General features: G+C 68.1%; 1 protein-coding gene. It reads right to left on the reverse strand.

What is annotated here, in order from left to right; genetic code table 11:
* Positions 1-5,342 (reverse strand): hypothetical protein (locus D5S19_RS31875; RefSeq protein ID WP_199730264.1); only part of this gene is annotated, 5,342 nt, incomplete at both ends.

The following is a 5,342-nucleotide window of genomic DNA, read 5'->3' on the forward strand; positions in this document are numbered from 1 at the left end:
CCGAACGACGGCCCTTCGGCGTTCATCTCCATGTCGGAGTCATCCCGAGCCGGCGAGGCCACCCGCACCGGCGAAGCCGAGGTGGGCCCCGTCTCCCCGGGCAAGGTCTCCAGCAGCCGAAGATCCTCACGAAGATCCGGATCTGCCCCGACCTTCAAGTGGTCCAGCACGGTCTCCAGCGGCGGTTTGCCCCGCCGCGTGTCCGCATGCCAGGCGGCAGTGATCGCCTGCCGCAGGAATTCCCCGACCAGCTCCACCCGGTCATGGGTGAACTCGGAGGGACGGCCGATGTCCACCAAAAGCGTCGGAAACTGAGCGGCCGGATCTGCCGGGCACCGCGCGACGAAACCCTCCGCCGCCGAGAACATCTGCTGCTGGTGGATCGTCGGCAACATCGCGCGTCGCCGGGGCACGAAGCGGGCATGCAGTTCGCGGGCATCCCGGTAGTGGTCCTTGCTCAGGCCGGACGCACTCGTGTACCGGATGCTCAGGCGGCCGTCGTAACCGTCCGCCCCTTGCTTGAACAACCAGGTGATCGGCAGGCGGTCCACGGTGGCCTTGTCGACGTCGGCCGCGTCCAGCTGCTGGTGCAGCAATTCGGTGAGGTAGGCCGTCGCTGTCTTCCGGACCGTCGGTGCCTGCGGGTCCGGGTCGTTCCACTCGTTCCGACCGCCAGGAGGGACGTCCGGCCCCACCTGCGACCGTACGAAGATCCGGACGTCCGGCAGCTCGGCGTCCGACGGCAGCTGAGCGACTTCGCCCGCCAGCCGCTGCCCCAGCTTCTCGACGCGGAGCTGGACGTCACCGGACAACGTCGCCGTGTCCTGGTCGAGGGTGTGGAATATGCCAGTCACCTCGTTTGCCGGTTCGGTCACCTCGTGCGGCAGCGTCCATCGACCGGCGACCCGATCCGCCCGCGTGACACCCCCCTGCGCCGCGCGACCGGCAGAGGACAATCCGCCATGCTCGTTCCCGGCTTCTTCCGGATTCGCGGTCAACGGGCCCGTGTCGAGCAGCACTGCGTTCCGGTTGCGCAACACGTACGGGTGGATCACAACGAATTCCCGCATGATGTCGTCGACCGACCGGGCGGCCGGGTCACCGTGCTCCGCGCGGACCGCGGCGATGGCCGCCCGGATCAGCGACTCGACCTCGCGCACTTGCGCGTTCACATTCGCCAAGCCCGAACTGACCACTCTGGCGATCAGCACGTCGGTGTAGACCGGATCCGTGAACACCCGGTAGGCCTGGCCCCAGGCCATCAAGGTCACCCGCCACCGCGCCGAAGCGGACAGCACACCGAAGGTCGTCACGAAGTACTCGGTCAGCGTGGTCGCGTCACGGTAATCCTGCGCGGTGCCACGCGGCGTCGGGAAGATCGAGATCCGGACAGCCGTCCCAGCCCTGGCGGCCGAATGGGTGAGGTAGGTGAACCGCAGCCCGTCCGGCACATGGCCCAGCCGCAGCTCGACCGCGCCACGCAACACGTCCTCAAGCCACTGGTGCGTTTCCGTGCGGGCGCCATGGACAGCCAGCTGACCGACCGCCATGACGGTCAGCCGCACATCCAGCTGCTCCTCGTCCGCCACGTAGCGCTCGGCGACCACCTCGGCGAACTTGACCGCGAGCTCATCCAGCTTCCGCCGGTCGTCGTCGGCGGCGAGCCTCAACTCGTTCGGATCCAGCCGACCTTCCCAGGTTACGGGCGAGCTGGACGCCTCCTGTTTGAACCGCCGCGCCAGATCCACGGGCAACTGCCGGACCAGTTCGGTGTAATCCACCGGCGTCGGCCGGTCCACCGCCCGTTCCGCGACTTCCAGCGACAGGGTGGGGAGGGCCTTTTTGCCGACGTAAGTGTTGATCCGCACCGATTGTGCCAGCAGGGCCTCAATCGTCGTCCAGGGGTTCGACGAACCGGCGAACGCCCGCGCAAAACCGTCGAGGACGAGGGTGCGGGCCTCCTGGGTCCGCAAGTCCGCCATGCGGCCGCCGCCCGTGTCCAGCACGTTGATCGTCAGGGCCCGGTCGTCCTCCGGATTTTCGAGCAGATCCCGGCCGAAGCGCTCGGCCGCGGTGATGACCTGCTCCCTGGTCCCCTCCGCGAGCACCGGCAGGCTATTCAGGAAGGGCACGTCGAGCCGCTGGACACCGTCGACCGGCTCCGGCGCCGGTGTCTCGTGCACGCTGAGCTGGATGGTCGCCGGATCGTCGGCCTTGCGCACATTGTTGGTGAGATAGGTGAAATTCGGCCCCTCCGGCACGGGGCGGAGCTTCGCGATCTCCTGGCGCACCACGTCTTCCACCCACCGGTGCGCGTCCATACGCACATCGTGGGGTTCGACGGATTTCTGGCGAATCTGCAGCCGCACGTCCGATTGCCGCTCGCCGGCCGCCGCCCGGGCATGCACATCGCGAGCGATCCGCTTGGCTGCGGCCCGCAACCCCGCCGGGACCTCCTCCGTGGCGTCCTCGATCGGCCCGGTCCAGAGAATCGTCTCTGTCGTAATCCTTCGGTTGCGCCCCCGGACGATCATGCCGGGCGGCGGGCCGAACTCGCGTGCCGGGCGGATCACATCGGCGAAGAGCCCATTCACCAGGTGGCTGTGCTCACCCCGGTAAAACCGGATGTGCCCGTCAATAACCTGTTCCGCCGTCATGGCCGAACCCGGCGGCAACGCGTCCCGCACCGCCGAACGGACCTCTCTCGCGATCTCGGCGGCCCGGCCTGGGAACAGCGCCGACGGCGAACGCAGGTCCAGCACCAGCTGCAGCGGGGAGCCGGGCTGCAGGCTCCGCGCGAACCCACCCACCATCGACCTGAGCTGAAGCCGATCGGCCGCCGGGAGCCGGCCACCCGGGATCGAGAAGTGCACGTCCAGCGAAGTCATCGCCGCATACGCGGCCGGCGAATGCCGCGGTGTCTGGTGCTCGAAGATGCCGACGGTGGTGGTCTCGGACTCGGTCTCCTGCTCGATGTGGTCGAATTCCAGGCCCAGCTTGTCCGGATCCAATCCCCGGTTCCGGACCGCGGTGCGGACCACGTTCTCCAGCACGGCGAAAAGCGCCGGACCGTCCTGAGCCAACCGCTGCGCCGGAGCAGTGACAGACAGCCGCAACGACTGCATCACCTGACCACGCATGGCACGACGCTCGATCTCACGCACGGTCTGCCGCATGATCTCGTTCGACATCATCTCGTTCAGCCGCTGCTGATCCAGCTCCGTCATCTCCGGCGGAGAGCCGTCGATCTCCGCCTCGAACTGACGCAGAGCCGGATACGGCAGGTGGGCGACGCTGTTCCGCTTCCGCACCGGCGTATCGGTGGTGGGCAACGGTGTGACCGGCGGGGTGGGCAACCCGGTTTCCACACCACCCATCGGATGATCCACAGTGGACCGCGGAGAATCCGGCCCGAGCACCACCGACGGGCCCTCCCCGGCATAGGGCTGGCCAGGTCCAGTACTCGATGACCCGTCCGCCTCGAACGAAACGAACGAATCGAACCGGATGGTCCCGTCCTTAAACACCTCCACCTCGGATACAGGCCCCAGCACCGAACCCTTGTAACTCTGGCCCCGCGCCCACACGTCCAGCCGCGCCAACGTGCCGACCCGCCAATCCGCCACCCCGCAACGCAACCACACAAGACCACTCGACTGCCGCCATCCCTGCCCACCCGGCAACACGCCGCTGGCAAGCATCCACGTCACCCAGGCCGCCTCGACCCGGACCAGCGCACCATCCGACCGCCGCCAGAGCCGGAACCCATCCCCACCACGGTGTCCCGCAACCGTATAAGAACCATGACTCGGCGTCCGAGCGAACGCCGCCCGCACCACCTCGGCCTCATCCACGTCCACACGCGGCCCCGGGAAAAACACCCCCGCCACCCGGCCGTCACGGTCCACCAGAGACACAAAGTGCACATCAGACAGATTCAGCGACTCAGCAGACACCAAATCCACCAACGGAACCGGATCCACCACAGGGGCAGGGCCAACCGGCTGGGCCGGCTGCAGCCGCAGCCCCCACCGGAAATGGTTCCTCTCCGGCGCATCGGTCAACACATCACCGCCGGTCGACCAGTTCAGCCGATCAGCCTCCCCAACACCCAGCACCTTATCCACCGCAGTCCGAAGCTCACCACTGATCGCCTCCAACATCACCCCATGCGCACCAGCCAACTCATCCGGCCCATACAACGACACCCACAGACTGAACCCACGATGGCCCTGCCCAACCAACTCGACAACCCGCCTCGCGACCCCACCCAGCACCTCACGATCCCCATCCGACATCACCGGCCACTGCCCCGCAACGAACTCACCCTCCACCACCAAAGCCGAGGCGTGCAGCTCGCTCGGCCGCATCCGCGGGGTGGCGTCATACAGGCTTTCCGAGTCGGCCGGCTGCCGCGGCACGGGGGACGGCTCCGGCCGCGAGCCCGCACCGTGATCGTCCCGCCGCTGGGCACCGTCCAGCGCGGACTCGATCTCGGCGATCTGTTCCCGCAAGCCCCGCAGATCATCCAACGCGCCGACCACCTGGTCATCGTCCCGCCGCTCGGCGCGGTCCAGTACGGACTCGATCTCGGCGATCTGTTCCCGCAAGCCCCGCAATTCATCCAACGCACCGGCCACCTGGTGATCGAAGTCCGCCGGATCGCGGTCGTCCGCCAGGCCCCCATGGGGGGTCACCATGCCGTCCAGCAGGCCCGCGATGTCCCCGGGGGAGTCGAGGTCCAGCTGCTCTTCGAGACCCGCGAACGGTTCGGGAGATGCCTCGACCGGGGCCGGTGTGCCCGGAATCGGGGCGGAGTCGAACCCGGCGACAAGGTCGCCGAAATCGCCTTCCTGGTACTCGGACCCCACCATTTCCTGGCCGAAGTCATAGCCGGTCGGGCCGGACGGCAGGTCCTCGTCCACCGGCTCGGGTGCGCGCTCGTCACCCGCGTCGGAATCACGGGTAAGAGCATCGGCCGGATGGTCGCCCGCGAGGTCGGCTATCAGCTGCCGGGTGAACGGACTCATCGGCTCTCCGGGCCCGGCCGCGGGCAGCGGCACGGGGAGATCCGCGAACACCTCCTCCAATTCGGAGTCGGAATCGGAGTCAGGCTCGGAGCGGGCTCCGGACTCCCCGGAATCCGCGACGGCCGCGTCGTCCGGAGCGTCCGGCATCTCCTCGTCCCGGACCGGACTACCGAACGACGGCCCTTCGGCGTTCATCTCCATGTCGGAGTCATCCCGAGCCGGCGAGGCCACCCGCACCGGCGAAGCCGAGGTGGGCCCCGTCTCCCCGGGCAAGGTCTCCAGCAGCCGAAGATCCTCACGAAGATCCGGACC

The organism is Amycolatopsis panacis, from assembly GCF_003600245.1.
GTDB lineage: Bacteria > Actinomycetota > Actinomycetes > Mycobacteriales > Pseudonocardiaceae > Amycolatopsis > Amycolatopsis sulphurea.